Genomic DNA, 24,050 nt, shown 5'->3' with positions numbered 1-24,050 from the left:
CCACATGGTTTTGCGGAACGAAAATTCAGGAGATTCAAAAATAAAAAGACGGAGGTACAACGTATGGAACGATTTTTTTTACAGTCAGCAGATAGGAAAGAAGCAGAGAAAGCAATGGCGTTGATCGATGAAGCCAAAGAGTTCTTAAAATCGCAGGGCATTGACCAGTGGCAGACCGGATACCCGGATATGGAAACCATCATCGGGGACCTGGAGCATGGGCGGGGATATTTTATCGAGGAGGGTTCTAACGCTGCGGCATACCTCTGCATTGATTTTGCGGGTGAGGCGTCCTATGAAACGCTGCAGGGCAGCTGGAAAAGCGATCTTCCCTATGCGGTAGTCCACCGTATGGCAATCTCCGGGGCTTACCGTGGGCATGGTATAGCAAGTATTGCGTTTCAGCTCATTGAAGAGCTGTGTATTCAAAATGGAATTTACAGCGTTCGGGTTGACACCGATGAGAAAAATGCTATTATGAGGCATGTCTTGGAAAAGAACGGTTTTGACTACTGCGGAACCATATGGTTTGATAACAGTGTCAAATATGCTTATGAAAAAATGCTTAAGAGGGATGCCGGCGTCAATGGAGCAGTTTAATTCACATTGGCTGTCATCGCCTCCATCGCAAGTCCAAACAGAACTAAAAGACAGGCAGGTACCGTATGTGTGTACCTGCCTGTCTTTTAGTTCTGTTTTCGGACAGCTTATGCTGCTGCATCAGACATCAGGTAAAGTCACAAAAAATTCACAGAATCACGTGAAATAAATGACATTCATACCTGTTTTGTTAATGTTGAATTAATCTTCAACCTTTAATATTAGGAATCAGTTGAGTAAACCAGCAAAGGAGATTGGATATGAGCAAGAGCAGGAAAATAAAGATAGGCATTGCAGCCGGAATCATTGTCATACTGGCTGTGGCTATGATTGTAATGAAGGGAGGAAAAAAAGCAAAGGGCGGCATGCCTATGGGACAGGAGGCTTCTGTCACAGTGGTGAGGGCAGAACAGCCGTCCTCCGGCGATATTATCCTTACCACAGGGCTTACCGGCACAGTGGAGCCTTCTGATGTGGTTCATATCTATGCAAAGGCAGCAGGTGACGTCACGGCGGTATATGTGAAGGCAGGGGACATGGTGACACAGGGCCAGGTCCTGTTTGAGATTGATACAGAGCAGGTGGAGACGGCAAAGAACTCCATGGATGCTGCATCTGTATCCCTTTCAGAGGCCCAGAGCAACCTGAGAAGAATGCAGATTCTTTACAGCGGCGGCGATTTGTCTGAGCAGGAATACGAGCAGTATGTCAATGCGGTGAAGTCCGCGCAGCTCCAGTATGAGTCCGCTAAACTGGCTTACGAAAGACAGGTGCAGTACAGTTCCGTCACCGCTCCTATCAATGGGAAGATTGAAAGCTTTGACGTGGAGGTGTATGACCGGGTGAGCCAGTCCCAGGATTTGTGCGTGATTGCCGGCGAGGGAGAGAACATAGTTTCCTTCTATGTGACCCAGCGCATGATGCAGAACGCCAATGTGGGCGATGAGCTGGAAATCCAGAAGAACGGAACTACATACAAGGCATATATCAGCGAAATCAACTCCATGGTTGACAGGGATACAGGGCTGTTCAAGGTAAAGGCCCAGATTGAAAACACACAGGAGATTGCAGCCGGAAGCACGGTGAAATTAAATCTTGTGACGGAACGGGCACTGGATACAATGGTGGTTCCCATTGATGCCATCTATTACAGCGGGGGCAATGCCTATGTTTATCTGTACCAGGACGGCACCGCATCCATGGCCCAGGTGGAAGTGGGACTGGAGGATGAGGAACATGCCCAGATTCTTTCCGGCCTGTCAGCCGATGACATGGTTGTGAGCACATGGAGCTCCAACCTGTATGAGGGGGCGAAAATACGGTTGAGGGATGAGGTGCAGCCAGGAGAAGAGGCACAGTTTAGAGAAGAAACACAGGCCGGAGAGAAAACCCAGTCCGGAGAAGAGTTTCAGTCCAGAGAAGAGTTCCAGTCCGGAGAAGGGAACCAGTCCGAGGAGGAAACACAGTCTGGAGGAACAGCAGCAGGCGGGGAAGACAGCAAACATGCAGCATCACAGGCGGAACAGGAGGCATAACCCATGGGATTGACAAGGTTTGTATTAAAACGTCCGGTGGCCACGGTTATGGCATTGCTTTGCCTTCTGGTATTCGGTATTTCTTCCGTTTTTAATGCCACGCTGGAACAGATGCCGGACACGGATCAGCCCATGCTGATTATCATAGCGTCTTATTCCGGGGCTGGTCCTGAGGATATAGATGAACTTGTGACCCAGCCCATAGAAGACCAGGTGGGGACCATAGAGGGCGTGAAAAGCATGAGCTCCACTTCCAGCGAAAACAGGGCCATGATTATGCTGGAATATGATTACGGCACCGATATGGATGACGCATATAATGATTTATCCCAGAGTCTGGATGCATTGAGCCGCCAGCTCCCTGACGACGCGGAGACTTCTGTCATGGAGATGAATAACAATGCGGGAACCACCATGATGCTTTCCATATCAAATCCTTCCCAGGAGGATTTGTACGATTATGTGGACCAGACCGTGGTGCCTTTGCTGGAACAGATTTCCTCTGTGGCAGAGGTGGAGGCCATGGGCGGTAAGTCGGAATATTATAAAATTGAGCTTCAATCCGATGAGATGGCCCAGTATCAGGTGACCATGAGCGACGTGTCCACTGCCATGAGCACGGCAAATCTTTCCTACCCATCCGGCGATGCTGTATCCGGAAAACTGGAGCTTTCTGTTTCAACGTCCCTGGAGCATGAGACCATAGAAGCTCTGAAGGAAGTCCCCATCACCACCTCCAGCGGAAAAATTGTGTATCTGGAGGACATTGCCAAGGTTTATGAGGCAGAGGAGAGCCGGGGAGGTATCTCGCGCTACAACGGCCAGGACACTATTTCCATTTCCATCACCAAGCAGCAGAGCAGCACGGCCATGGATGTGTCATCCGAGGTCCAGGAGGTTATCGAAAGCCTGGAGGCGGACGACGAGAACCTGAATATCAGGATTGTCAGGGACAGCGCGGACAGCATTCTCAGCTCCCTTAAGGATGTGGCCCTTACCCTGGTGCTGGCAGCCGTGATTTCCATGATTATCATATTCATTTTCTTTGGGGACTATAAGGCGTCCCTGATTGTAGGAAGCTCCATACCTACCTCTATCCTGGTGTCCCTGATTCTGATGACCAGCGCCGGTTTTTCTCTGAACATCATTACCATGAGCGGTCTGGTGCTGGGCGTGGGCATGATGGTGGATAACTCCATCGTGGTGCTGGAGAGCTGTTTCAGGGCCATCGAGACAGAGGAGGACAAGGGCCTTCTGGGATATGCCAGGGCTTCCCTGTCAGGTACAAACATTGTGCTACAGTCCATTTTGGGCTCCACGGTGACTACCTGCGTGGTTTTCCTGCCGCTGGTATTTCTGCAGGGTATGTCGGGACAGATGTTCGGCTCCATGGGATACGTTATCGTGTTCTGTATGCTCGCCTCCTTTTTGTCGGCTATTACCATTGTTCCCCTTACATATATGGCGTATAAGCCCCAGGAGAGGATGCAGGCGCCGATGTCGCGGCCCATGGAGCGGATACAGAACGGATACCGCCGCATCATGCCCGGACTTTTAAACCACAAGGCCATTATCATGATTGCATCTGTAATCCTGGTGATTGCAGCCTATTTTCTGGCCAGCGGGATGGAAACCGAGCTTATGACAGCGGACGATACGGGAACGGTCAGTGTTTCCATCGAAACAAGGCCGGGGCTGCTGTCGGAAAATGCCGATGCCATGCTGCTGCAGGCAGAGGAGATTGTCCAGGGGCATCCGGATGTGGAATCCTACATGCTGCGTTATAACAATGACAGCGGTACCATAACAGCCTATCTGAGGGACAACAGGGATATGAGCACCGACGAGGTAGTGGAGCAGTGGGAGACAGAGATGGCGGATCTGGATAACTGTACGGTGACAGTGGAGGCATCCTCGTCCATGAGCTTCATGAGCAGGAACCGGGGATATGAAGTCATCCTTAACGGAACAGATTACGACGAGCTCCAGGAAGTCAGCAACAAGATTGTTGCCGAGATGACGGCCAGGGACGATGTGATGAACGTCCATTCCAGCATAGAAAATACAGCGCCTGTGGTTACCGTGAAGGTGGACCCGGTACTGGCGGCAGCGGAGGGGCTTACTGCATCCCAGATTGGTTCCCAGGTAAAGCAGATGATGGACGGCGAAGAGGTGACCACCCTGGATGTGGACGGCAGGGAGGTCAGCGTGATGGCTGAGTACCCGGAGGATGAGTACCGCACGGTCAGCCAGATGAAGGATATTATACTCTCCAAGCCTTCCGGAGGCTATGTGGCCCTGACGGATGTGGCGGAAATCTATTATAAGGACAGCCCGGCTTCCATTTCCAAGACGGATAAGGCATATGAGATAACCATTACAGCAGATTATACAGGGGGAAATGTCCAGTCCGCCATAGATAGCGAGGTCATAAACCCCAACTTAAGCGGCACCATCAAAAGGGGCGTCAACTCCATGAACCGAATGATGCAGGAGGAATTTGCAGCCTTGTACCAGGCGATTGCCGTTGCTGTGTTCCTGGTATTTGTGGTACTGTCAGCGCAGTTTGAGTCACCGAAGTTTTCCTTCATGGTAATGACTACCATACCATTCAGCCTCATTGGCTCCTTCGGGCTTTTGCAGATTACGGGGGTCAGCATCAGTATGACGTCTATCCTGGGCTTCCTGATTCTGGTCGGCACTGTTGTTAACAATGGTATCCTCTATGTGGATACAGTGAACCAATACCGCATGACCATGGATTTAAAGACAGCCCTCATTGAGGCCGGCGCCACACGTTTAAGGCCCATTATGATGACCAGCCTTACCACCATCCTTTCCATGATTCCCATGGCCCTGGCCATAGGGGACAGCGGTTCCACCACCCAGGGTCTGGCCATTGTTAACATCGGCGGACTCAGCGTGGGCGTGGCGGTGGCTCTGTTCATACTGCCAATCTACTATGCGCTTATGAACGGTGATAAGAAACGGGTTGTACTGGATATTTAAGAAAGAGGTGTCAATCATATGAAACATGGAAAAATAGGGGCAGGATGCCTGGCAGTGGTATTGTGCCTTGGCACCATGCCGGTGACGGCATGGGCCGGCACCCCGGAGTTTGCCTATACCGCAGAACAGTGGGCTTCCCTCAGGGATAATCAGCTAGAATTCACAGAGATAGCGGATTTGATTCATGTATACAATAACACGGTGATCCAGAACCAGCTGGAGTATGAGGATTTCCGGGGCGAGGACGCGGACGATATCGCGGATGATTACTATGATGCCGCCGATGATATATACGGAAGCCTGGAATATCCTGATTCGTCGGATTCAGATTATGCCAGCCGCCTTTCCTCCTATCTGAGCAGCCAGATTCAGGCAGATAATCTGCGGGAGCAGGGAGACGACAATGTGGAGGACGGGGACGTCAAAAAGCTGGAATATGACAAGACAGAGGCAGGTCTGGTGAAGGAGGCCCAGGAGCTGATGATAAGCTACTGGAGCCAGACATACAGTCTGGAGAGCCTGGAACAGAATAAGATACAGGCCCGGTCCTCCTATGACCAGACGCTTAACCGCCTGAGTGCGGGTATGTCTACCCAGGCCCAGGTGCTGTCGGCCCGGGAGGCCGTCACATCGGCAGATGCATCCCTGCTGTCGGCCCAGAGCAGTCTGGGGCAGACAAAAGAAACTCTCTGCCTTATGCTGGGATGGACCTACGGGGCGCAGGTGGATATAGGGGATGTGCCGGAGCCGGACCTGGAGGGAATGACAGCCATTAACCTGGAGGAAGATGTATCCAGGGGAGTGGAAAATAACTACAGCCTTAAAATACTTGAAAAGAAAATAGCCAATGCAAAAAGCGGCACCAACAAAACCAGTCTGGAACAGAGCTTAAAGAGCCAGAAGGAGACAGCTGCTTCCAGCATAAAGAATGCATACGAGAGCATGATGATATCCAAATCCGACTATGAGCAGGCCCTTAATACGTATGAAATCGAGGCGGCAGCCATGGAGACGGCGGAGCGGAAAATGGCAGCCGGAACCACGACAAGGAACGATTATGTAACACAGCAGACCGCCTTTGCCGCGGCCCAGGTCAATGTGCGCACACAGAAGCTGGCCCTGCTTAAGGCCCAGTTGGAATACCGTTGGTCGGTGGACGGACTGGCGTCCGTGTCATAGGATGTGAGCATATGGGAGACGGAATAGAACCGTGTAAAGCACAGGAAATGGCAGAACGAAACGAGGTGGGACAGAAATGAGAAACCGCAGTGATATAAAGGAGAGCGGCAGGAACAGGGGGGACATAATAACGGGAAATACAGAAACGGGAAACACGCAGACAGGAAACACCCAAAAGGTTAAAATAGTTCTTCTGGCAATGGTACTGTGCCTGTGGGGAGCCGGCGGCCGGACTTCCTATGCAGCTCAGGACACATCTCAGGACATATCTAAGGATATATCCCAGGCCGGAGCAGTCAGCACCACCCCGGAAACCGCAGGGAATACAGCGGGTGCCATAATCATTGAATACGGCAATCTGAGGGAACTGCTGAAACAGGGGAACCTGTCTTTAAAAGAGAGCATAGAGGATTATGAGGACAATATAAACGCCTACCAGGAAATATGGGACACCCTTAAGCGGGAGCAGGACAACATGGAGGATAAGGCGGAGGACATGGACGATGAGGACAGCCAGACAGCCGGAATCTATGCTTCCAATGCCGCCATGTTAAAATCCTCAGCCAGCCGTATATACAGCCAGCTGGATACCATGACCAGTGAAAAGAGCACCCGCAGCCTGGAAAAATCCGCGGATACCTTTACCATGACAGCCCAGACACTGATGAATTCCTACAACCAGATGGTGCAGAACGTGGAATACCAGGAAAAGCGGGTTGAGTCCTTACAGGCCGCCTTTGAGGCCATGGGGAGAAAGCAGGCAGCCGGTTCCGCCACCCAGGCCCAGCTGAAGGAAGCGCAAAAAAACCTGGACACTGCCAAAAATTCGCTGGAATCCCTCAGGCTCCAGGCCAGTCAGCTGCGGCAGCAGCTTCTTACCATGCTGGGGATTGAGGACAGCAGCCAGGTGGTCATAGGAACCGTACCGGAGCCGGATATGGCCGCCATTGAAGCCGTGGACTATGAGAGCGATAAGATCAGGGCCATGGGAAATGACAAGAGCGTGCAGAATGCCCGCCACACCTCAGCCAGCAGTACCACTGAAATAAATATCAGATTCAAGCTGGTGGATGAGGCGGAGGGGACAAAGGAGGCAGCGTTTTTGGCTTCCTACCAGAACCTCCAGGCCAGCAAGACAGCCTATGAGGCGGCCCTCACTGCCTTTCAGAGCGCCCAGCTGACCTACGAAGGACTCCAGAGAAAGCAGCAGGCCGGACTGCTGACAGGCACGCAGTACCTGGAGGGCCAGGCATCCTATCTGCAGAAAAAGGCAGCAAAAGAGACCGCTGCCATGAACCTGACAGCGGCCTATGAATCATATTGCTGGGATGTGAAAGGAATCAGTCAGACGTGATATGTCTGGCAGGGATCCGAACGGTAACCTCCGTGCCTTTGCCCAGGGTGCTGGTGATGGAGAGGCCGTAGGATTCGCCGTACAGGCTCTTCAGCCTTAAGTTGGTATTGTAGATGCCGATATGGCCGGAAAAGGCGGTGTGCCTGGGGCTGGCGGAGGAGCCGGTGCCGGCATTCACATCATCCTTTAAAGTATCAAGCGTTTCAGGCGGTATGCCTGCCCCGTCGTCAGAGATGATGAATACAATATCATCTCCCTCTGGCCAGCCGGTTAGCAGGATACTGCCTTTTTTTTCTTCCTTCATCATGATTCCGTGGAGAAAGGCATTTTCTACAATGGGCTGGAACGTCAGCTTGGGGATTGTGTACTCGCACAGTTCTTCCGGCACATCCACCACAAAGGCCACACAATTGTCATACCGCATGTTCTGGAGACGCACATAAAGGCTTACATGCTCCAGCTCCTTCTCAATGGAGTTCATCAGCTCCCTGCGGCTCAGAGTCAGTTTATAAAAACGGGACAGGATCTGGACTGCTTCCGTTACTTTCTCGCTCTGCCCGGTCTGGGACAGCCAGTTAATCATATCCAGGGTATTATAGAGAAAATGGGGATTAATCTGGGCCTGAAGGGCGCGGAATTCCGCCATCCGAAGCTCATCCGAAGCCTTTTTCTGGCTGTCCATTAAGGTGATGATTTCTTCTGTCATGTAGTTGTAGGTATCGGAGAGCACACCAATTTCGTCGCAGCCCGTGTCAGCCACATCCATGGGCTGGGGCGGGCCTGTGCGCACCGTCTCCATCTGCAGGGCCACGCCTATGATGCGGTCCGCAATGGAACCCGACAGGCGGAAGGCAGTGTACAGGGCCAGGGCGGTGAACAGCAGGTAAATCATGGCAAAATGCGTCATCAGCGCCTTTCCGGCGTCTCCGATATGGAGGGCAGGAATAATGGACATCATGTACCAGTCCGTGTCCGCGATGGGAAAATAGGCGACATAGGCAGAGCCGTCCAGATAGGAAACAAGGGAAAAGGTCTTTTCCTTTCCCACCCGCTGCTCCAAATCACGGCGGGGAATGAAGTATTTCCCGGCCAAGCCCATATCTGAGGCGGACACAATTACATCCCGCTCATTAACCAGAAAGGCAGCCTCATCCGTGACCGTGGCGTCGTTGCGCAGCACCGTCTCAAAGGCAGGTCCGGACAGATACAGGGCCACATAGGCGGAGGCATTTTCAATGTCGGACACAGTACCGCCTTCATAGGTATAAGGGATTCGGGTAATATAGGCCAGCTTTCCGCTCTTTCCCGTCTCGTCCGGTGTCAGGTACAATTCCGGGCACAGCAGGCGCGACTGCTGTGAGGTGCTGAAAATGCCGTACCAGTAGCTGCTGCTGACGGAAGAAACCGGGTTAAACAGGGCATTCCCTATCTTGTTGTACTGCATCAGGTCCCCGTACACGCTGTCATCATAATAAATCTTCACATCCATAATCATGGAATGGTCCGTAATGCTCTGCACCAGGTGGAACAGGCTGTTCATCTTGGAGGTGGAGATATCCCGGGTACTGGCCTCTGATCTGGGTACCCGGAACAGATCCTGTACCATCATGGAGCCGGTGATGGTGTCAGAGGCGTGCCCCACATGGGAAACGAGACTCTCGATGGAGGTCACGGTCTGTGCGGACAAAGCCTGCTCCGAGCGGATGCTGTCATCCATAACAATGCCGTAAATGCGCAGGTAAAGAAAGCCTGACAGTACGGCGGTGGGCAGCAGAACCAGGATGATGTGCGATATGACAAGCTTTGTTTTCAGGCGCATGTCATAGGTATAATGGTGAATCAGCTTTGTGAACGGGTTTTTCATGCAAGCATTTTCTCCCTGTATTCAGAAGGGGACAGGCCCACGATTTTCTTAAAGGTCTTGCTGTAGTAATTGCCGTCGCTGTATCCTACCTTGGAGGAAATATCGGCAATCTTGTATCTGGGATCGCTTAAGAACTGCTTGGACATCTTGATGCGGTAATCCGTCAGGTACTGGTTTAAGGTCTGTCCTGTCTCATTTTTAAAAATAGTACATACGTAGCTGGATGAAAGGCGGACGTATTCGCTGACATCGGGCACGGAAAGGGACGGGAGCGCATAGTTCTTATGGATGTATTCCTTTATCTGGAATACCACCGGATTTCCCACGCTGTTTCCACGAAGGCGCTCAAAGAACAGGCGCACCTTTGCTGCCAGAAGGTCGTTGAGCTCCCTCAGGATGGTGCAGTTCATAACCCCTTCCCAGATGGATTCAGACTCCAGTCCTTCCTTCTGCCACAGGGAAATATAGCTTCCCAGGCCGTGTTCGTCCAGCTTGCTGAAATACTTGTAATAGATATCCTTTACCTGGCTGGGGCCAATCATGTCGTTTGGCACAAAGGATTCATACAGCCGCCTGACGATGTCCAGGGCTTCCTCCTCCTGCTTTTCGGACAGGGCCATGGAAAATTCCAGAAGGAGATCTGCCGGCGGCCGGAAAACAGCTGTTTCCATATTGCGGGTCAGTATGAATCCGTAGTCGTGGAAAAATGCCTCCTTCAGATGTTCGCTGGCTTCCTGGTAAGATAGATGCGCGCGGTCCATTCCGCTTACAACCGGGCCAAGAGAAATGAAAAAGGGACATATCTTAATAAGCTTTTGGGCCAGGAGACCGGCGCAGTCGTACAGGGTCTTGTCCGCGGGACGCACCGGGGAGTGGAGGAAAACAATAATGCGGTGGTCCCCCCTCAGCACATAGGCCTGGGATATGTCCATGGATGTGAGATACTCCATAAAATAATCCCTGATTCCGTCCATCTGTTCCTCCGGCAGTGCGGATAAGGGAGTGACACAGTCAATGATAATGCAGCAGAAGCAGGTGGTATGGGTGATAGAAAGACCCAGGTCCGCCGCCAGCTGTCCTGCCTTTATAAGACTTTCCTCCTCTGGCTGGGACAGCAGGAGGCTCAGATGGCCCAGCTGTTCCTTTTCCTGAAGCCTTGCTGCTGCCTGGCTTATTTTCTCGTTCCTGCTGCTGTCCACTGCCTCCTTTACGGCTGAGGCCAGTTCCTCCATGTCAAGGGGTTTTTCCACATATCCCAAAGCCTTCAGTTTGATAGCGGCTTTCAGGTATTCCTTGTCGGAATAAGCGCTCATAAAGATGATACTGGTCCCGGGCAGCTCCTTTAAAATCCGTTCCGCCATCTGGACCCCATTCATCCTGGGCATCCGGACGTCTGTGAGCACAATATCCGGGCGCTCCTCAAGGGCGGTTTTAAGGCCGTGTATGCCGTCGTCCTCTAACAGTACCTGGCTGATGCCAAGGCTCTCCAGGCCCAAGCTGTCCCGGATTCCCTCACGGGTCAGTTTTTCATCATCAACAATCAGAAGTTTCATCTATCATCATCCATCCTTTTCTAAAAGGCAGTGATTTGTATACAATAATCAATACCGATACAACTATTGTATCAAGAAATCATAAATTTGCAACGGAAATGGACAAAATACGACATTAGGTATATACTGGGAAAAAACAGCAGGAAGGCGGGAACGGCAGGGTGAAAGGAAAAAATTGGGCTTGGATAGCGGGGGCGGTCATGATGACAGGCGTGTTGTTCCTGTTTTCCTGCCAGAGCAGCCAGTTTAACAGGGGAAAATACGCCATTATCATGAAATCCAGAAACAACTGGTACAATGAGCTGGCCAGCGAAGGGTTTAAACAGACGGTGGAGGATGCCGGCAAGAACTGTATTGTCCTGTACCCCGACCACCCCTCTGCCCAGGAGCAGATACATCTGATACAGAACCTTATCGACGAGAAGGTGGAGGCCATTGCCGTGGCTGCCAACGATGAATATGCCCTGACTCCGGTCCTGACCCAGGCCAGGGAAAAGGGAATCTCCGTCATCACCCTGGATGCGGATGTGGAGGCGGGAAGCCGCAGTATTTACATAAGCCCGGTGGATGCCAGGGAGCTGGGCAAGGAACTGGTCAGGGAGGTGGACCGTATATGCGGTCACAGCGGCCAGTGGGGCATCCTGTCGGCGGGAAGCCGTTCCGCCAATCAAAACGAGTGGATATACATGATGAAGCAGGAGCTGCAGAACCTGGAGTACCGTGACCTGCGTCTGGTGGACATTGCCTACGGGGAAGGGGAATATGAAAAGGCGGCCGAGAAGGCAAATCTGATGCTGGAGACTTATCCTGACCTGAAGGTAATGTGCTGCCTGTCCACGGAAGGAATCAAGGCAGCGGCTGATGTGGTGAAGGCGCGGGGCCAGGCCTCAAAGGTAAAGGTCATCGGCCTGGGACTTCCGGACCAGATGGAGGACTATGTGGGCAGTGATCCTGAGGATGTCTGTCCGGTGCTGTACATATGGAATCCCATGGACCTGGGAAGGGTGGCAGGGTATGTGTGCCTGGAGCTGTCTGAGGGCCGTATTGAGGAGAGGGGGGACCAGGAGCTGCTTCTGGGAGGCAGGACCTACCCCATGGATTACGGTCATGACGGCGGGCTGGAGGTCATAGCCGGAGAGCCCATAAAGGTGGATTCGGAAAATATTGGTTACTGGAAGGACCAGATTTAGATGATATAAGGATAATATTTGAAAATATTCCATGAGATAGAAAAATATTACCATGGAAATCCAGTACCTGAACGTGGTATTATAAATATGTCGGAAGACAAACAAAAGATAACGTTAGCAGGCATTGTCAGATGCGGACTTACCAGTAAGTACCATCCCCCAAGTATCTGACAGTGATACTAAATAAAATACCATACGGAGGTGAACAACATGAAACGTATCCTTGTTAAGTTTGACCAGGCAGACCAGATTATCAATTTTGTAAGAATCATGAACCGTTTTGAGTGCGATGCAGATGTGAAATGCGGCAGCCGTATGGTTGATGCAAAGTCTATTGTAGGTGTATTATCACTGGCAAAGTCTAAAACCGTAGAACTGATTCTTCACACAGATGACTGTGACCAGCTGATGGAGGAAATCGCTCCATTTGCAGCATAGTCAGATATCAGATACACTTTCCTTGATTTCTACATATAAAGAACCGGGTCCGCAGCAGATGCTGCGGCCCGGTTTTTTGTGTAATCTATTGAAGTTGTGAAGGAAATTTCGTATAAAGTATCCATATGCAAGAAAAAACAGATATGATAGACTGGGCATAAAGGTATTACCATGATACTATAATGCCATACGGAAAAGCCCTCAGATTGTGAAGCCGGATATAGAAAGGAAACAGAATATGCCTTCAATAGCACCCATCCGAAAAAAGACATTGAGTGACAGTGTGAAAGATTCGCTGCGAAAACTGATATCAGAGAAAGCCTTTAATGAGGCGGGGAAACTGCCGCCGGAGGAGGAACTGGCCAGACAGCTGGCGGTCAGCCGTATTACCATACGCAAGGCCCTGACGGACCTGGAGCAGGAGGGGCTGCTTCTGCGCATTCACGGCAGGGGAACATTTGTGAATCCCGCTGCCAGGCAGGTGAAGGTGAATCTGTCCGGCATGCTTGAATTCGGTTCGGTTATCAGCGGAAACGGATACCGGCCTGAGTGCAGGCTGGTTTCCGTGGACGAGGAGAGGATACCGGCCTCCGTTGGGGAACACCTTGGCACCGGAAAGGGAGGCAGGGGTATACGGGTGGAGAAGCTGTATCTGGCAGACGATATTCCGGCCATTGTCAGTGTAGGGCGTATTCCCCTCCATCTGTTTTCAGAAACACCTGCCCGGACGGACTGGCAGGAAAAGTCTAATTTTGAGGTAATCCAGGAATATACCGGCCGCATGGTGGTGCGGGACTGGATAGAAGTCAGTTCCCTGTCAGCGCAGGAGGCGGGAGAGATGCTGGGACATCCCTGTCCCCTTAAGGCAGCTTCTGTGCTTATGATTCAGGCAGTGGGATACGACCAGAACAGTGAGCCTGTCATACACGGGGTGGCTCTCTATGATACCAGCCACATCCGTTTTAATCTCCTGCGTCATGCGGAAGGGTAATCCATAGGGCCTGTGAGAGGGTAAGTTATAAAGATTCATTCCTGTGATGACGGCTGCATGTGACAGGAATGAATTTTTCCACAGCCTCCTATCAACCTGTATGCACAGATAAAAGCATGCCGTCAACAAGGTATTACCATAATATCATAGTACTGATTTACACAAAAAAGGGGTTTTATTTCGATTTAACTTTAAACTTAAATAATAAAAATACAAAGGAGGAAGCTATGAACACATTGGAAAAACATTTTAAAATCAGGGAGCGGGGGTCCAGCGTCAGGACTGAGGTGCTGGCTGGGATGACCACCTTTGCCACCATGGCCTACATCATTATCCTGCAGCCGGTAAACATGCGGGATACGGGGATGGACACAGTGGGAATACTGATTGCCACAGCGCTGGTTTCTGCGTTTATCACCATGCTGATGGGGGTGGCGGCCAACATGCCTATTGCTCTGGCTCCCGGGATTGCGTCCGGCATTGTGCTTACTTATTCTATCGTAGTGCCGGGATTGGCTGACTGGAAGGTGGGTCTTGGCATGTCCATGATTTCTGCTATATTGTTCCTGGTGCTGAGCCTGTTTAAGATTCGGGAAAAGATAGTGGAGCTGATCCCTAAAAATATCAAGATTGGCATTAGTGCAGGGCTGGGTATTTTTATCATCCGCACGGCCCTGGTTAATGCCAGGCTGGTGAATCCGGATTTCCGGGGATTCGGGGATTTCTCCGATCCTTCGGTGCTTCTGTCAGCCGTCAGTATTGTCATATGTTTCATACTGTATTTCCTCCGCATTAAGACGGGAGGAAGAGAGTACAGAATCAGAAGCTCACTGCTGATTGCCATTGTTGTCACTACTGTGATTGGCATTCCCATGGGAGTGGTCCAGGTACCCTCATCCATATTCACATCGGGAGGTGTTGCATCCCTGGGCAATATTGCTTTTAAAGCAGATGTGCTGGGAGCTTTGAGACCGGAGTACATTGCTTTTGTACTGGCTTTTTTTGTAAGCGATTTCTTTGGGACGCTGGCTACTGCCCTGGGGCTGGGGCAGCAGATGGGCATGCTGGATGAAAACGGAAATTTCCCTATTATCGGCAAGATCTTCCTGGTGGATGCCATCGGGTCCGTTGTAGGGACCTGCATGGGAGTGACTGTGGTCACAAGCTATGTGGAAAGTGCGTCAGGTATTGAGGTGGGGGGAAGGACCGGACTGGCCTCCGTGGTTACCGGGCTGTTTTTTCTGCTGGCCGTGTTATTCGCCCCTCTGTTTTTGATGATACCCACTGCAGCCACCACGCCGGTACTTCTCATTATCGGATTTGTCATGATGCAGGGACTTAAATCCATTGACTTTGGGATTGAGGAGTGGGTTCCGGTAGGAATGCTGATTATATCCACTTTGTTTTATGGGATATCTCAGGGCATTGGCATCGGCCTTCTGACTTACTGTGGTGTGAAGAGTGCGTACTACCTGTTTACGGATGAGCGGGGAATGGATAAGCTTCCATCTCCTTTCACCATTATATTTACCCTGTTGACCTGTATTCAGTTTTTTATCTAATCTGTTTCCAAGGAGGAGGAAATTGTATGAAAATAGCAGTGTGGATGGACCGTGGAAAAATGGTCAGGGCAGCTATGGGAGAAATCCCCTGTGACCTGACTGTCTGCAATATACAGCTGGTCAACATGTTTTCCGGGGAGGTTTACCCGGCCCAGGTAGATATACTGGACGGCATCATTGTGCGGGTGCGTACAGACAATGAATGTCCGGCCCTGCCTTCGGAACGGATTTTTGACGGGGGAGGACGTTACCTGATACCGGGGTTTATTGACTCCCATCTTCATGTGGAAAGTACCATGATGATTCCGGAGAATTTCGGAAGGGCCGTACTTCCCTGGGGGACCACTACCATTGTCATGGATCCTCATGAGATTGCAAATGTGCTGGGGATTGAAGGGGTCAGCTTCATGCTGGACAACGCAAAGAAAACACCCCTGCGCCAGTTTGCGCTGGCTCCCTCCTGTGTACCCTCTGTGCCTGGAGCGGAGAACAGCGGGGCTGTATTCGGCGAGGAGGAAATTGCCCGCCTTCTGGAACTGCCGGAGGTGCTGGGAATCGCGGAAATCATGAATTATGTGGATGTATGCAGGGGGGATGAAAGAATGAGCCGCATCATATCCCAGGGTCTGAAACGGAATCTGTATCTGCAGGGCCATGCCCCCCGCCTGGAGGGAGATGCCCTTGCAGCCTACTTGCTGGCAGGACCGGAGAGCGACCATGAATGCCGCAGTGCCCGGGAGTGCAGGGAGAAAGTCAGGCAGGGCATGCATGTAAACCTTAAGACCAGCTCTCTTTCCAACCATCTGCCGGATGCACTGGAGGGAATCAGGGACCATCGCTGGCATGACAGTGTTTCCCTGTGCACAGATGATGTCCACGCAGGGGTGATTTACAGAGAAGGACATCTGAACCGGGTGGTCCAAAAGGCCATAGGCTATGGTGCCCATCCATTAGACGCCATCCGTTACGCCAGCTATAACGCTGCCAGAGAGTATGGGTTTGATGACCTTGGAGCGATTGCCCCGGGTTATGTGGCGGATATGCAGCTGGTGGATGCCCTGGACGGCCGCCAGCCCAGCCATGTGTTCTGCAGGGGGAAACTTGTGGCTGAAGAGGGAAGGTATCTGGGAAGTCCCTATGACGGAGGACTCAAGTTCACCAATACCATGAAACTGCCCTATCTGTCCGGCCCCGGGGATTTCAGGCTGAAAGCGCCTGCTTCCCAGGGAGAGACGCTGGTGATATACAGCAAGTATGACGGACCCTTCAATAAGGCCTTTTATGAGACGCTGCCTGTTGAGGACGGATATATCTGCATCAGGCAAGATCCGAATCTGGCTATGGCATGTGTATGCAACCGGCATGGACTGAACCAGAGGACCGTTGTTCCCATCCGGAATTTTGGAATCACGGAAGGAGCCATTGCCACCACGGTATCCCATGACTGCCATAACCTGACCATGATATACCGGGACCCGGAGGATGCATGGATTGCGGCGGAGACCTTAAAGAGAAGCGGAGGGGGCATAGCTGTGGTTCTCAATGGAAAGGTGCTGGCAAGCCTGGCCCTTCCGGCTGCCGGGCTGATGTCCCAGCTGTCTGTTGACAGCCTGGCCCCGCAGGTGGAACAGGTGGAAAAAGCAGTGTATGACCTTTGCGCGGGAAAGAGCTCGCTGCTTAAGATGTCCACCTTTGCCCTGGCTGCCCTGCCGGGAGCCATTATGACGGATAAGGGCGTGCTGGACGGACAGTCCCAGACATTTATGCCTGTTTTCCGGTAATCATAGCGGTTACAGGCAGTGTACGATACTGTCAGGTAATGACGGATGAAACGGGGGGAGGAGGACAGAGTATGCATCAACGGGGGAGGGATCTGAAGTTTTAAAGATTTTGTATTGATTCCCGGGCTTTTCGATGGTATAGTAAGCAGTCGTGAGATTATGAACGTAAAAGCGGGGAATGAAGGATGAATAAGGTTAAAGGGTTTGTCAAAAGGGAAACAGTTCTGAGCGCTGCTGTTATATTGGCGATTCTGTCTGCCATGGTCATAAGGCCGGACAGGGAATATGGGTCTTACATTGATTATAAGACAATCGGCCTTCTGTTTTGTCTGATGACCGTGATGGCCGGACTTCAAAGCCTGGGAGTGTTTAAAAAGGCAGGGGAGCGGCTGTTAGGTTATGTAAAGGGTCCGGGGGCTGTGTCGGCCGTACTGGTGTTCCTGTGTTTTTTCTTCAGCATGGCGATTACCAATGATGTGGCGTTGATCACGTTTGTTCCCTTTGCCATCGCGGTCCTTAAGATGGCCGGCATGGAACCGTTAGTGCTGCCGGTGGTGGTGCTCCAGACCATTGCGGCCAATCTGGGAAGCATGCTGACGCCCGTCGGCAATCCCCAGAACCTTTATCTGTATTCAAAAGCCGGTTTAAACGCAGGCCGTTTTATGGAGCTGATGGCTCCCTACACAGCGGTATCCTTTGGGATGCTGGTTCTTTGTCTGGCCGTAGTGGCTGCAGGAAACAGAATGCCGGGAAAAGAGAGGAACGGCAGGGGACAGGGGCCTATGGTCAGCGGGTTTCCCGGATTTTCACAGGAAGCAGCGGGTATGGAGGCGTCAGGAAAGAGGATTTACTTAGGCCGGTTAGGCCTGTATCTGTTCCTCTTTCTGCTCAGCCTGGGGTGTGTGGCCCGCATTCTTCCGTGGCAGCTTCTGCTGGCCGTTGTGATAACAGGGGTGTGGATTGCCGACAGGAGCCTGTTTCTGGCAGTGGATTATTCCCTCCTCCTGACGTTCTGCGCATTTTTTGTATTTATCGGCAATATGGGAAGGGTGCCGGCTTTCTGCCGGTTCCTGGGCCGGATTCTGGAGGGCCGGGAAATCATCACCTGTGTGGGCGCCAGCCAGATTATCAGCAATGTGCCTGCCGCCCTTTTGCTGTCCGGATTTTCCGGGGACTACAGTGCCTTAATTGTGGGGACGAATCTGGGAGGGCTGGGAACCCTCATTGCCTCCATGGCGAGCCTTATTTCTTATAAGCATATCGCCCGCATGTATCCCATGGAAAAAGGCCGGTATCTGGGATGGTTTACCGTGGTTAACCTGCTGTTCCTGGCAGTGCTTCTTGTGCTTTCTTTGTGGGTTATCCCCTTTTAAAATAGGATTTCCAATGCTATACTTAAACCAGAGCTTGTTAAAGATCGCAGGGTGCGGTGGAACGCACCGGACGGAAAGGAGCGGTATTATGGCTGTGGCTGCGGGGATCATGGTGCCCCATCCGCCTTTGATTGTGCCGGATGTGGGAAGAGGGCAGGAGATTCTGATTAAGGATACTATTAAAGCATACCAGGAGGCGGCCGGGATGGCAGCAGAGCTGAAGCCGGACACCCTTGTGGTGATTTCGCCCCATGCAGTGATGTATGCGGACTATTTTCATGTATCGCCGGGAAAGGAAGCCAGGGGAGACTTTGGCCGGTTTATGGCTCCTCAGATAGGGGTAGAAGCCGGATACGACGAAGCCTTTGTAAGGGAACTGGACAGACTCTGCGGGGATGACGATTTTCCTATGGGTACAGAGGGGGAGAGGGAAAAGGAGCTGGACCATGGCACTCTTGTCCCGCTGTATTTTATTAACCAGCATTACAGGGATTATAAGCTGGTGCGGATCGGCGGATCCGGACTGTCCTTTGCCGACCATTACCGGGCAGGACGCTACATTGCCAGGGCAGCAGAGAATCTGGGGCGCAGTGTATTCATTGTGGCCAGCGGGGATTTGTCCCATAAATTGAGAGGGGACGGGCCTTATGGGTACAGTGTCCAGGGGCCGGAATATGATGAGCGGATCATGGATGTCATGGGAAAAGCGGAATTTGGGGAGCTGCTGGCTTTTCCGGAAGACTTCTGCGAAAAGGCAGGAGAATGCGGCCACCGCAGCTTTGTCATGATGGCAGGAGCCATGGATAAAAAGGCAGTTATGCCCAGGCGCCTCACCTATGAAGGGCCCTTTGGGGTGGGCTATGGGATTTGTACGTTCCGGGTCACAGGGGATGACGGCAGGCGCGGATTCCTGGACTTATATGAGAGCTGCCAGAGGGAAGCATGTAAAAAACGGCAGATGGAAGAGGATGAATATGTGTCTCTTGCACGCCGGTCGCTGGAGTATTATGTGCATGAGGGAAGGATGATTCCCTTTGGCAGGGCAGAGGAAGGCCTGCCGGAGGAAATGCTTCAGACAAGGGCGGGAGTGTTTGTATCTGTCCGCAAGGGCGGCGCTTTGCGGGGCTGCATCGGGACGATAGAGCCGGTTTGCAGGAATATTGCGGAGGAAATCATACAGAACGCAGTGAGTGCAGGCATCCATGACCCCAGATTCCCGTCTGTCCGCAGGGAGGAACTGTCTTTCCTTGAATACAGCGTGGATGTGCTGGGGGAGACAGAGCAGATTCAGGGTGAGGACCAGCTGGACCCGCTGCGTTACGGCGTCATTGTCACCAAGGGCAGAAAAAGGGGACTGCTGCTTCCAAATCTGGAGGGAGTGGACACGGTGAGGGAACAATTGTCCATCGCCAGGCAAAAGGCGGGGATAGGTGAGGATGAGACGGATGTGCAGCTGGAACGTTTTGAGGTTATCCGTCACGGTGCAAAGTCATGAGGGCTGTGTGCAGGGGATGCATGAACCGGTGCAGCCTGGAAGAAGGGCAGACCGGCATGTGCCGGGCCAGGAAGAATACAGGCGGCGCAGTGATTCCTGTTAATTACGGGAAAATCACGTCCATGGCCCTGGACCCCATAGAGAAAAAGCCTTTAAGACGGTTCCTGCCCGGCTCTGTTATATTGTCGGTGGGAAGCTTTGGATGCAACCTGCGGTGCCCCTTCTGCCAGAATCATGAGATATCCATGGCGGGAGAGGGGGATTTTGAGTCCATGACCGTAAGTCCTGAGGAGCTGGCCCAAAAGGCTGCAGAGCTTGGGAAAAACGGAAATATAGGTGTTGCCTATACCTACAACGAGCCCCTGGTGGGCTGGGAGTATGTCAGGGATACAGGGCGTCTTGTGAGAAAAGCAGGGATGAAAAATGTAATTGTCACCAACGGAAGCGTATCCGATCAGGTACTGGATGAAATCCTGCCTGTGGCCGATGCCATGAACATTGATTTAAAAGGATTTACAGAGAATTATTACAGGAAGCTGGGCGGTGATCTTGAAACTGTAAAGCATTTTATCACATGTGCCAGCCGCCGATGCCATGTGGAGCTGACCGCGCTTATCGTTCCAGGGGAAAATGACTCGGATGAGGAGATGAGGGAGATGGCGGGCTGGATATCATCCCTGAGCCCGGAGATTCCTCTCCATGTAACCAGGTTTTTTCCGCGCTGGAAAATGGATGACAGACCCGCAACAGATGCGGCCAGGGTATATGCCCTGGTCCAGACTGCCAGGGAGTATTTAAGGTATGTGTGGACCGGTAACTGCTGAGCAGAAAACACCGGGCATAAAGTTTTTTCAGACTATACGAAGTCCCCTGATTTACAGACCCCGGAAACAGTGCAGGTCTGATGCATATATTGATAGTAATGTATTATTACAAAATATGTGCAGAAAGGGGAACTAACATGTGGAATGGCAATGAGGAGGATTTCAGGGAGAGAGCAGGGTGCTGGTATAAGGAGTGCTGCTGCTGTCCGGGTCCCGCGGGGCCGGCAGGCCCCAAGGGAGATACAGGCCCCGCTGGGCCCCGCGGTCCCATGGGAGCTGCGGGAATGAGGGGGGACACCGGTCCCCAGGGGCCTCAGGGTGTACCGGGGGAGAGAGGCGTGACGGGAGCGCAGGGCCCGGCCGGCCCTAAGGGAGCTCCGGGCCTCCAGGGAAATACCGGCGCTGAGGGCCCCAAGGGAGATACCGGACCACGCGGAGCCATGGGACCGGAAGGTCCCAGAGGGGAAATAGGCCCGGCAGGAGTCACCGGCCCCACAGGTCCCCGTGGGCCAATGGGAATCCAGGGCCCCCAGGGGATTCAGGGAGTCATAGGGCCTACCGGTCCCCAGGGACCTCAGGGACACCAGGGAAATCCGGGTACTGTTGGTCCCCGGGGAATACCAGGGGCAGCAGGAGTCCCGGGTCCGGTGGGGACAACCGGTCCCCGTGGGGAGACGGGGCCGACCGGAGCCACCGGACCGGCCGGAACTCCGGGACCAACCGGACCGACCGGAATCCCAGGCCCAGCCGGAGCCACGGGCCCAGCCGGAGCCACGGGCGCTACCGGAGCGACCGGGCCAACCGGAGCCACAGGCACGACAGGAGCGACCGGTCCAGCCGGAGTCCCTGGCACGACAGGAGCGACCGGTCCAGCCGGAGCCACAGGCACGACAGGAGCCACCGGTCCAGCCGGAGTCCCTGGCACAACAGGAGCCACCGGTCCAGCCGGAGCCACAGGCACGACAGGAGCCACCGGGCCAACCGGAGCCACCGGGCCTGCAGCAGGGGATGTGTTTGCATCCTTTATCACGTTTGCCGGCGTGTGGAATAATGCCCAGCGGATACCAGTGGGAGTGGGGGTCGCGGATACCACCGGAAACATTGTCCTGACAGATTCCACCCGCATTACGCTTGCTCCAGGGTATTACTGCATATCCTATCAGGTATCATCCATGCTGGCGGATGCCGGTTATATGCAGATAACACCTGTATACAATGGAAGTTCCCACATTGAATATGGCATATACTTTTGGACGGCAAATGCCAGAAGCAGCGCATTTGGAGCCAGTTCTCTCATTGTGGAAGTGCCCCAGTCCACTACGCTGTTCTTGTATTTTAACAGCAATACAAGGGCACAGGAAGGGACAGTCACCATGGTGATTTTTAAGCTGAACAGGCCTGTGTGAGTCATAACAGATATGGCAAAAGGGGCCTTGCAGGAATACAGGATGACGGTTTTCTAAATATGGTTTGCCGAGATTATTGTAAATCGTAAATGACAGGCAGGAAATGGAGGTGCAGGATGGATTTCAGATACGAGACAGTGATTCCCAATGATGATCTTCCTTTTCGGATGTTTATATTCGAGGGGAGGGATGGGAATTACCGGGTAAGCAAGCATTGGCACCAGTCAGTGGAGCTGTTCCTTGTGCTGGAGGGAACACTGGATTTTTTCATTAATTCCAGGCAATACACATTGAAGCCCAATGATTTTGTCATAGTGAATCCCAATGAAATCCATTCCATTGAATGCCCTGACCCCAATATTACCATTGTCCTGCAGATCCCAATGAAATCCTTTGAGGGATATATGAGCGATGAGTCCCGCATCACCTTTGCGGATAAGGATGAGAGCCAAAAGGCCAGGCTGGTAGCCCTGGTCACTGCCATGTACCGGACGTATGAGAAAGGGGAATTCGGCTATCGCCTGAAGGTAAAGAGCCAGTTTATGGAGTTCCTCTATCTGATTGTGACAGAATTCAGAATTGAGCAGATTGATAAGGTCCGGGTGCAGCAAAAACGGCATTTGGATAAGCTGTCCCAGGTTACGCAATATATGAAGGAGAACTATGATAAGGAGCTGAGCCTGGAAATGGTTGCGTCCAGGTTTGGCTTTACATCCTCCTATCTCTCCCATATGTTCAGGGAATATGCTCAGACAGGATACCGCACATACCTGATGGATTTGAGGGTTAAATATGCCATGCGGGAATTGCTGAATTCGGACCGTTATGTGGGGGACATTGCTCTGGACCATGGGTTTGCCGATGCAAGGGCATTTGCCAAAGCCTTTAAAAAGCGGTACGGCTGTCTGCCCAGCCAGTACCGTAAGCAGATGAACCAGAAACAGGTGAATCAGAAGCAGATGAATCAGAAGCAGATGAATCAGAAGCAGGCCAATCAAAAACAGAGGAACCGCAAGTCATTGGCGGGGGAATGAAGATCGCAAAAAAGTGCTGTTAGTTCGTAAAATAACAGCACGTTTTTTTTGCCCGTTTATATTATAATGGATACCAGAGAAAACAGGCTGGTGCTGATGGAAAATCGCACGGCCCGATATAAGGAGGTATGAACATTGGGGATGACAGTCAAGAAGGTGACAGATCCGGCATTTAAAGCCTATGGAAGGGTCATCACAGGTTATGATTTCAGCGGTCTGTTAAAGGCAATGGAGCAAACGCCTTTACCAGAGGATGTTATTTACATACCCTCACTGCCTGAGATGGAGGCCCTGCCTGCGGCAAAGGAGCTGGAGAATGGAATCTACGGACAAATGCCAATCCAGATAGGATGCTGCAACGGACATAACAAGAAACTGAATGCGGTAGAATACCACCGGGATTCAGAAGTGGACATTGCTGTGGACGACCTGATTCTGATACTGGGAAAACAGCAGGATATTGAGGAGGACCACACATACGACACATCCAGAATGGAGGCATTTCTGGTTCCGGCAGGAACAGCGGTGGAGGTATATGCAACCACCCTGCACTATGCGCCCTGCCATGTAAAGGACGAGGGATTCAGGTGCGTGATTGTCCTTCCAAGAGACACCAATCTGGACATGGAGCCGGTGGAAGTGAAGGACCCTGAGGACAGGCTTTTATTTGCCAGGAATAAATGGCTTATCGGCCATGCCCAGGGTGGTCTGCCGGAGGGAGCCTTTATCGGCCTTAAGGGTGAGAACCTGAGTGTCTGATATAGATGATAATGGATGTTTTTCAGATGCAAACAATAAAAATCAATCATATGATCTCTCGGAATCTTGAGTGATCATGCCAGCAAAACTCTGGCATTGAACT

The 24,050-nt window shown here is 52.0% G+C and carries 18 protein-coding genes; 16 read left to right on the top strand and 2 right to left on the bottom strand.

Annotated features, from left to right (window positions below; all coding sequences use genetic code 11):
• Positions 1–63: 63 nt before the first annotated feature.
• From LI015_RS25900 to LI015_RS25880, 5 genes are all read left to right on the top strand, one after another.
• Entirely contained in the window at positions 64–600 is a 537-nt protein-coding gene (locus LI015_RS25900) for a GNAT family N-acetyltransferase (protein WP_227126636.1), read from the top strand.
• Positions 601–860: 260 nt separating this feature from the next.
• Positions 861–2,135 carry an efflux RND transporter periplasmic adaptor subunit gene (locus LI015_RS25895; protein ID WP_227126635.1) on the top strand — a complete coding sequence of 425 codons (1,275 nt, stop codon included), beginning with the start codon at positions 861–863 and terminating at the stop codon, positions 2,133–2,135.
• A 3-nt stretch (positions 2,136–2,138) separates the two neighbouring features.
• A complete protein-coding gene (locus tag LI015_RS25890; RefSeq protein WP_002572268.1) occupies positions 2,139–5,144 on the top strand; it encodes an efflux RND transporter permease subunit in 3,006 nt (1,001 codons plus the stop codon).
• An 18-nt stretch (positions 5,145–5,162) separates the two neighbouring features.
• On the top strand, positions 5,163–6,323 hold the full coding sequence (locus tag LI015_RS25885) for a TolC family protein (RefSeq protein WP_227126634.1): 1,161 nt from the start codon (positions 5,163–5,165) through the stop codon (positions 6,321–6,323).
• 76 nt (positions 6,324–6,399) lie between these two features.
• Positions 6,400–7,677 carry a TolC family protein gene (locus LI015_RS25880; RefSeq protein WP_227126633.1) on the top strand — a complete coding sequence of 426 codons (1,278 nt, stop codon included), beginning with the start codon at positions 6,400–6,402 and terminating at the stop codon, positions 7,675–7,677.
• On the opposite strand, the gene LI015_RS25875 is transcribed toward LI015_RS25880, so the two are convergent.
• Positions 7,664–9,541: a sensor histidine kinase gene (locus LI015_RS25875; RefSeq protein ID WP_002565150.1), complete on the bottom strand. Its 1,878-nt coding sequence runs from the start codon at positions 9,539–9,541 to the stop codon at positions 7,664–7,666. The two genes, LI015_RS25880 and LI015_RS25875, sit on opposite strands and share 14 nt — an antisense overlap.
• Complete coding sequence (locus LI015_RS25870; protein WP_227126632.1) at positions 9,538–11,094, bottom strand: response regulator; 1,557 nt, start codon at positions 11,092–11,094, stop codon at positions 9,538–9,540. Before LI015_RS25870 ends, LI015_RS25875 begins: the two co-directional genes overlap by 4 nt.
• A gap of 200 nt (positions 11,095–11,294) precedes the next feature.
• Between LI015_RS25870 and LI015_RS25865 the strand changes: the two genes are divergently transcribed.
• The 11 genes from LI015_RS25865 to LI015_RS25815 all read left to right on the top strand — a co-directional run bounded on the left by LI015_RS25865 (position 11,295) and on the right by LI015_RS25815 (position 23,947).
• On the top strand, positions 11,295–12,284 hold the full coding sequence (locus LI015_RS25865; protein ID WP_038294799.1) for a substrate-binding domain-containing protein: 990 nt from the start codon (positions 11,295–11,297) through the stop codon (positions 12,282–12,284).
• A 210-nt stretch (positions 12,285–12,494) separates the two neighbouring features.
• Positions 12,495–12,722 (top strand): HPr family phosphocarrier protein, encoded by a 228-nt coding sequence (locus LI015_RS25860; protein WP_002565147.1) that lies wholly within the window; start codon positions 12,495–12,497, stop codon positions 12,720–12,722.
• Positions 12,723–12,960: 238 nt separating this feature from the next.
• Entirely contained in the window at positions 12,961–13,713 is a 753-nt protein-coding gene (locus LI015_RS25855; protein ID WP_002565137.1) for a GntR family transcriptional regulator, read from the top strand.
• Positions 13,714–13,940: 227 nt separating this feature from the next.
• Positions 13,941–15,275 carry an NCS2 family permease gene (locus LI015_RS25850; RefSeq protein WP_002565136.1) on the top strand — a complete coding sequence of 445 codons (1,335 nt, stop codon included), beginning with the start codon at positions 13,941–13,943 and terminating at the stop codon, positions 15,273–15,275.
• Positions 15,276–15,301: 26 nt separating this feature from the next.
• Positions 15,302–17,056 carry an adenine deaminase gene (locus tag LI015_RS25845; RefSeq protein ID WP_227126631.1) on the top strand — a complete coding sequence of 585 codons (1,755 nt, stop codon included), beginning with the start codon at positions 15,302–15,304 and terminating at the stop codon, positions 17,054–17,056.
• Between the two features lie 185 nt (positions 17,057–17,241).
• Complete coding sequence (locus LI015_RS25840; protein ID WP_002565134.1) at positions 17,242–18,429, top strand: SLC13 family permease; 1,188 nt, start codon at positions 17,242–17,244, stop codon at positions 18,427–18,429.
• 88 nt (positions 18,430–18,517) lie between these two features.
• Positions 18,518–19,924, top strand: a complete 1,407-nt coding sequence (gene amrA / locus LI015_RS25835; protein WP_002572280.1) for an AmmeMemoRadiSam system protein A — start codon at positions 18,518–18,520, stop codon at positions 19,922–19,924.
• Positions 19,921–20,748 (top strand): AmmeMemoRadiSam system radical SAM enzyme, encoded by an 828-nt coding sequence (gene amrS / locus LI015_RS25830; RefSeq protein WP_117625936.1) that lies wholly within the window; start codon positions 19,921–19,923, stop codon positions 20,746–20,748. Before amrA ends, amrS begins: the two co-directional genes overlap by 4 nt.
• 137 nt (positions 20,749–20,885) lie before the next feature.
• A complete protein-coding gene (locus tag LI015_RS25825) occupies positions 20,886–22,154 on the top strand; it encodes a collagen-like protein (RefSeq protein WP_289301011.1) in 1,269 nt (422 codons plus the stop codon).
• Positions 22,155–22,270: 116 nt separating this feature from the next.
• Positions 22,271–23,188, top strand: coding sequence for an AraC family transcriptional regulator (locus LI015_RS25820; protein WP_227126630.1), 918 nt, complete (start codon positions 22,271–22,273; stop codon positions 23,186–23,188).
• A 135-nt stretch (positions 23,189–23,323) separates the two neighbouring features.
• On the top strand, positions 23,324–23,947 hold the full coding sequence (locus LI015_RS25815) for a DUF4867 family protein (RefSeq protein ID WP_002565129.1): 624 nt from the start codon (positions 23,324–23,326) through the stop codon (positions 23,945–23,947).
• The last annotated feature ends 103 nt before the right edge of the window (positions 23,948–24,050 follow it).

Source organism: Enterocloster sp. 210928-DFI.2.20 (assembly GCF_020554465.1).
Lineage (GTDB): Bacteria > Bacillota > Clostridia > Lachnospirales > Lachnospiraceae > Enterocloster > Enterocloster bolteae.
Note: the sequence above shows the minus strand (reverse complement) of the source record. Positions and strands in the feature narration are given on the sequence as shown.

What these genes read in the sequence shown, in the direction of transcription:
- amrS (WP_117625936.1), top strand. Translation starts at nt 19,921, where the DNA reads ATGAGGGCTGTGTGCAGGGGATGCATGAACCGGTGCAGCCTGGAAGAA.
- LI015_RS25820 (WP_227126630.1), top strand. Translation starts at nt 22,271, where the DNA reads ATGGATTTCAGATACGAGACAGTGATTCCCAATGATGATCTTCCTTTT.
- LI015_RS25875 (WP_002565150.1), bottom strand. Translation starts at nt 9,541, where the DNA reads ATGAAAAACCCGTTCACAAAGCTGATTCACCATTATACCTATGACATG.
- LI015_RS25850 (WP_002565136.1), top strand. Translation starts at nt 13,941, where the DNA reads ATGAACACATTGGAAAAACATTTTAAAATCAGGGAGCGGGGGTCCAGC.
- LI015_RS25885 (WP_227126634.1), top strand. Translation starts at nt 5,163, where the DNA reads ATGAAACATGGAAAAATAGGGGCAGGATGCCTGGCAGTGGTATTGTGC.
- LI015_RS25825 (WP_289301011.1), top strand. Translation starts at nt 20,886, where the DNA reads ATGTGGAATGGCAATGAGGAGGATTTCAGGGAGAGAGCAGGGTGCTGG.
- LI015_RS25860 (WP_002565147.1), top strand. Translation starts at nt 12,495, where the DNA reads ATGAAACGTATCCTTGTTAAGTTTGACCAGGCAGACCAGATTATCAAT.
- LI015_RS25900 (WP_227126636.1), top strand. Translation starts at nt 64, where the DNA reads ATGGAACGATTTTTTTTACAGTCAGCAGATAGGAAAGAAGCAGAGAAA.
- LI015_RS25840 (WP_002565134.1), top strand. Translation starts at nt 17,242, where the DNA reads ATGAATAAGGTTAAAGGGTTTGTCAAAAGGGAAACAGTTCTGAGCGCT.
- amrA (WP_002572280.1), top strand. Translation starts at nt 18,518, where the DNA reads ATGGCTGTGGCTGCGGGGATCATGGTGCCCCATCCGCCTTTGATTGTG.
- LI015_RS25845 (WP_227126631.1), top strand. Translation starts at nt 15,302, where the DNA reads ATGAAAATAGCAGTGTGGATGGACCGTGGAAAAATGGTCAGGGCAGCT.
- LI015_RS25890 (WP_002572268.1), top strand. Translation starts at nt 2,139, where the DNA reads ATGGGATTGACAAGGTTTGTATTAAAACGTCCGGTGGCCACGGTTATG.
- LI015_RS25870 (WP_227126632.1), bottom strand. Translation starts at nt 11,094, where the DNA reads ATGAAACTTCTGATTGTTGATGATGAAAAACTGACCCGTGAGGGAATC.
- LI015_RS25880 (WP_227126633.1), top strand. Translation starts at nt 6,400, where the DNA reads ATGAGAAACCGCAGTGATATAAAGGAGAGCGGCAGGAACAGGGGGGAC.
- LI015_RS25855 (WP_002565137.1), top strand. Translation starts at nt 12,961, where the DNA reads ATGCCTTCAATAGCACCCATCCGAAAAAAGACATTGAGTGACAGTGTG.
- LI015_RS25895 (WP_227126635.1), top strand. Translation starts at nt 861, where the DNA reads ATGAGCAAGAGCAGGAAAATAAAGATAGGCATTGCAGCCGGAATCATT.
- LI015_RS25865 (WP_038294799.1), top strand. Translation starts at nt 11,295, where the DNA reads ATGATGACAGGCGTGTTGTTCCTGTTTTCCTGCCAGAGCAGCCAGTTT.